This is a genomic window from Actinomycetota bacterium, assembly GCA_030684515.1.
Lineage (GTDB): Bacteria > Actinomycetota > Actinomycetes > S36-B12 > S36-B12 > UBA11398.
In genome coordinates, this window is record JAUXVJ010000007.1 from 1 (window position 1) to 4,600 (window position 4,600).

3 protein-coding genes are annotated in these 4,600 nt (G+C 59.0%); all 3 read left to right on the top strand.

Going from position 1 to position 4,600, the window contains the following annotated elements:
* Positions 1 to 198: shikimate dehydrogenase (locus Q8M73_01740; GenBank protein MDP2287273.1), on the top strand; the 198-nt coding region annotated here is incomplete at its 5' end.
* 103 nt (positions 199 to 301) lie between these two features.
* On the top strand, positions 302 to 4,264 hold the full coding sequence (locus Q8M73_01745) for a bifunctional alpha,alpha-trehalose-phosphate synthase (UDP-forming)/trehalose-phosphatase (GenBank protein ID MDP2287274.1): 3,963 nt from the start codon (positions 302 to 304) through the stop codon (positions 4,262 to 4,264).
* A 169-nt stretch (positions 4,265 to 4,433) separates the two neighbouring features.
* The coding region (locus Q8M73_01750; protein ID MDP2287275.1) for an amidohydrolase at positions 4,434 to 4,600 on the top strand (167 nt) is incomplete at its 3' end.

Genomic DNA, 4,600 nt, shown 5'->3' on the forward strand with positions numbered 1-4,600 from the left:
ACAACCGTCTGGGCTGCCTGTGTGGCATCTCCGGAAGAAATCGGCGGAAAGTTCCTTGAGGACTGCAATGTTGCGAGCATCAACCAGACTGACTCTTTAGGAGGGGTCAAGGCCTACGCGCTTGACGCCGATACTGCCGAAGCCCTGTGGACACTGAGTGAGCAACTGGTTGATGAGAGCTTCGCCTTCAACCGCTGACGGACACGCCCAGTACTTGGATGTAGTTGGTTCGAAATTGAGCTGAAGCTGCGACCTGCGCGTTGCCTTCAGGATCTACGCGCTTGTTATGGTCAAAACAGCTATGACACAGACCGGGGATTCCAGCGGTGATTTCATCGTTGTCGCGAATCGGCTGCCAGTAGAGCCGATCTACGCCAACGATGATCCTGATCAGGCAATTCTGTCGTGGCACCGCGCGCCTGGTGGTCTGGTCAGCGCATTGGATCCTGTGCTGCGCAACCGGACATCTGTGTGGGTAGGCGCTGGCGACCTTTGCGCCGATGACTACGGAAGTTTTGGCAACACGCGACTGGAGCCGGTGTCCATACCCGCTGATGATTTCCAGTTGTATTACGCAGGCTTCTCCAACACGGCAATTTGGCCCTTGTATCACTCGGCGATCGTGACACCGGAATTCCACCGCGATCAATTCGATGCATACAAGCGCGTAACCGGGCTGTTCGCGAGATCCGTGGGAGCGCTGGCGGCGCAGCAGGCAACAGTCTGGGTACATGACTATCAACTTCAATTGCTTCCAGGCCATCTTCGAGAGCAACGGCCAGATCTGAGGATCGGCTTCTTCCTGCACATTCCCTTTCCCCCTGCCAGCTTGTTCTCGCAACTGCCATGGCGCGCTCAAATCCTCAGCGGGCTGCTGGGTTCAGACCTCGTGGGCTTTCAGTCTCAACAGGACGTCAGTCACTTCATCGACGCCTGCCAGCGCATTCTTGGTCTGCGAACCGAGGATGGAAAGATTCTGTTCGATGGGCGTCAGGTGCGCGTCGGCGCCTTCCCAATAGGCATTGATGCCGACGCCTACTCGGAAATGGCAAAGGATCCCGCCGTGCAGCAACGCGCCAAGGAACTGCGAGTCGAACTCGGTCAGCCCAAGACGCTGATGCTTGGCGTTGACCGGCTCGACTACACCAAGGGCATCGACATTCGCCTGCGTGCCTTCGCGGAACTCCTTGAATCCAAGCGGCTAGACCCTTCCAGCACCGTGCTTGTGCAAGTTGCGGTGCCCACGCGTGGCGACGTCCGGGAGTACCAGACGATTCGCGATGAGGTGGAGCTCCTTGTCGGCAGATTCAATGGATCCTTGGCACAGATCGGAGCCAATCCGATCAACTACCTGCATCGAGTGCTGACTCCAGAGGAGCTCGTGGCGCTCTATCTCGCTGCGGACATCATGCTGGTCACTCCCTTGCGCGATGGCATGAATCTCGTCGCCAAGGAGTATGTGGCCTGCCGCAATGACAACTCTGGTGCGCTTGTCCTGAGTGAGTTCACTGGCTCCGCGGCACAGTTGACTGACGCCTGGTTGGTCAATCCATATGACACTGACAGCGTTGAGCAAGCCATAAGTGATGCGGTCACGGCAAGTGCAGCAGATCGTGCTCAGCGCATGCAATCCATGCGAGAAGTTGTATTCGACTTCGATGTGAACTCGTGGGCCAATTCCTTTCTCGATCTGCTTGAGTCCAACTCGCCAGCGCCAGAGGTGTCATCCAATCCACTGGAAATCCCGCTCAGGACCCTTGCGCGCACACCCCACCTGCTCGTGTGCTGCGATTACGACGGAACCCTGGCCCCCCTGGTCGATGATCCAGCGAAAGCACGGCCACTGAGTGAGGCCATAACGGCGCTTCGCCAGATTTCACTCCTGCCATCGACAACTGTGGCGGTTGTCTCCGGTCGTTCCCTACGCGACCTCGCAGCCCTCTCGCGCCTGCCACCTGAGATCCATCTGGTCGGGAGTCACGGCTCCGAAGTGGACGCTGATTTTCGACTCGATGCCCAGCAACTGCGCTTGCTCGAGCAGGTCAAGACCTCAGTGGATGAGATCTCAGGTTCCGTTGCCGCCGCGCATGTTGAAACCAAGCCAGGCAGCTTGGCGGTGCACGTACGCCGATGCAAGGAACAGGATCGCGAACCCTTGATCCGCCAGATCGCTATGGGCCCGGGGCAGTTCCCCGGCGTGCATATTCGGTACGGCAAAGATGTCATTGAGCTGAGCGTGACGGACACTCAGAAGTCCGATGCGGTCTCGGCACTTCGGCATCGCACTGGCGCATCCGCAGTGCTGTTCATTGGCGATGACGTTACGGATGAATCCGTATTCGAGACGCTGGCTGGCCCCGATGTTGGCGTCAAGGTTGGCAATGGACCCACCGCGGCACCGTGGCGGGTATCGGGACCTCCAGAAGTCTCTCGAGTCCTTTCAGATCTTCATGGTCTGCGCCAAGCATGGCTACTGGGTGGCCACGCGGTGCCAATTGAGGATTACACCCTGCTATCGAGCATGTCCAACGTGGCGCTGCTCTCCCCGCAAGGCTCCATCGACTGGTTCTGCGCGCCCGAACCTGACTCTCCAGCGATCTTCGCCGCGCTGCTCGGCGATACCTCGTCGGGGTTCTTCAGCATCATGCCTGCTGGGGAACGACGATTGCTCGCTCAGTCATACCAGCGCCATTCACTGAGCGTTCAGACTCGTTGGGCCGGGCTCACCATCGCCGATTTCATGCCTGTTGCAGCCATATCGAGCCCATCACCAGCTGCAATCATTCGTCGGCTCAGCGGGAGCGTTCCCGCGCGCATTGTCTTCGCGCCGAGGCCGCTCTTCGGAACCATTGCCACCACAATTGAGATCAGAGACGAAGGCTTACGCGTGACAGCGGGCTCTGAGAGTCTGGCTCTGTACGCACCAGGAATCGAATGGGATATCACCGAGCACGCCGGTCAGCAGACCGCGACTGCAACCGTTGATCCATCGGCCGGGCCGATCAGCTTGGAGTTGCGCTACGGGGCCTATGACGAGGCAGCATCCATCACCGAGTCGAGCGCGATCAGGCAGGAGAAGACCTCTGCATTCTGGACTTCATGGCTCACCTCCCTTGATTTGCCCGGGATTCGAATCGAGGCGGAAAAACGTGCGGCACTCACCCTTCGCGCGCTGTGCCATCAGCCCACAGGTGCCATCCTCGCGGCGGCAACAACGAGCCTGCCCGAATCTCTCGGCGGTGTGCGAAATTGGGACTATCGCTTCTGTTGGATTCGCGATGCGGCACTCACAGCACGGGAGCTGGTGTCGGTGGGCTCAACTGCCGAGGCAGAAGCATTCCTTGCGTGGCTGAAATCGGTGGATTCATCGGCACCTGGCCTTGAGTCTCTTCGCCCTGTGTACCGCCTCAACGGCGATGGCCTCGGCGCGGAAGCCGTCATCGAGTCCTTGCCGGGATACGCCGGAAGCAGGCCAGTGCGCGTGGGCAATGCCGCACAGGGGCAACTACAGATCGACGTCTTCGGTGCGGTGTGCCTGCTGATCGACCAACTGTCATTGAGCAGGGCATCGGTGACCGATGACGAATGGGCACTGACCCAGAGCATGGTCGAGGCTGTCGCTCGACGTTGGCGCGAGCCGGATCATGGCATCTGGGAGATTCGCGACAAGCCCAAGCACCATACGCATTCTCGGATGATGTGTTGGCTTGCCATAAATGCTGGTGTCGCAATCGCCGAGCGAGCTGCAGGTGACAACAGTGGTGAAGTGCATGCCTGGATGCAATTGCGTAGCGAGATCTTCGACGAGATCGAGGCGAGCAATTGGAGCGAGCAGGTGAAGTCCTACATCGCCGCGACTGATCACATCGATGCTGATGCCGCAGTGCTGCAAGGAATTCTTGAGGGCTACCCCGCGCCCCACGAGCGGATCGTCGGCACCGTGGCGTACATCGAGCAGGAGCTACGACATGGCGGAGGTGTCTATCGGTACACCTACGACGATGGGCTGCCCCACGGCGAAGGAGCCATGCATATTTGCGCGGCGTGGCTGGCCGCAACCTATGTCCATATGGGCGCCTCTGATGATGCGCTGCAACTTCTCGACGCAATGCTCGCCTCAGCCGGAGTTACCGGATTGCTCCCCGAACAAGTTGATCCCGACACCAATCGGGGACTTGGCAATCATCCGCAGGCCTACTCCCACCTGGGCGTGCTCACCGTGTGCAGAATTCTGGCTCAAAAGGACAGCAACAATTCTCTTTGAGTAGGAGCAGCCCCACCCGCGCGCAAGCACCCCCGAACAACTCATTCCACCACCTTGCGTACATCGCAAATGCGATGGAGCCTCCACATAACGTGTGCGCCGATCCATTGACGTTGCACTCAGCCGCACCTAGTTTGCGATGCAAATCTCGGCTAGATGAGGAGTTCACATGTCGCAATTCGTCGGCGCGCCCATCTTCGATGCGGACCAGCACATGTACGAAAGTGCCGACGCGCTCACCCGCTACCTGCCTGCGAAATACGAATCAGCCGTGCAATTCGTTCAGATTGGGCGGCACACGCGCATCGCCGTCAATGGACGGATCACTGAGTACAT

Excerpts from the sequence above, each read along its gene's own strand:
- Q8M73_01745 (MDP2287274.1), top strand. The coding sequence starts at position 302 with ATGACACAGACCGGGGATTCCAGCGGTGATTTCATCGTTGTCGCGAAT.